At 60.8% G+C, this 479-nt stretch carries 1 protein-coding gene; it reads right to left on the bottom strand.

Going from position 1 to position 479, the window contains the following annotated elements; translation table 11 throughout:
* Positions 1-350 precede the first annotated feature (350 nt).
* Positions 351-479: glutaminase (locus EN994_RS34805; RefSeq protein WP_206530592.1), on the bottom strand; the 129-nt coding region annotated here is incomplete at its 5' end.

Genomic DNA, 479 nt, shown 5'->3' with positions numbered 1-479 from the left:
GGCACCGAAGGCCCGCCCGTCGCGGCGCAAGCCGGCGGCGGTGAATGCGCCGGTCGAGCCGGTGGTGTCTTCGACTGTAGCGGAAGAACCCGCGGCCAAGGCCGAGGACAAGACCGACGACAAGACCGACGACAAGCCGAAACGCGGCGGATGGTGGCAGCGGAAGGGCTTTTTCTAAGCCTTTCAGCCACCTGAGCTAGTTTGTTGACAAAAAATCCCGCGCCGTCTCGAAGACGGTGCGGGATTTTCTTATCTGGCGCTATTCCGGATCGCGAAAGGCTAAAACGCTTCCTTGATTTTTATGCATGTCGTTGTCCCAAAACCGCTCCGCACCTTTTGGGCGACATGCATCACGGCGCGAAGATCGACCAGTTCATCATCCTGGCCAGCTTTTCCAGCGCGATCGACCCCAGCTTGGAGTTGCCGTTGGCATTGAGGCCGGGCGACCAGACGGCAAGCGACGCCACGCCCGGCCTCAA

The organism is Mesorhizobium sp. M7A.F.Ca.CA.002.09.1.1 (genome assembly GCF_003998555.1).
Classification (GTDB): Bacteria; Pseudomonadota; Alphaproteobacteria; order Rhizobiales; family Rhizobiaceae; genus Mesorhizobium; species Mesorhizobium ciceri.
This window is presented reverse-complemented; position numbering and strand designations above follow the sequence as displayed.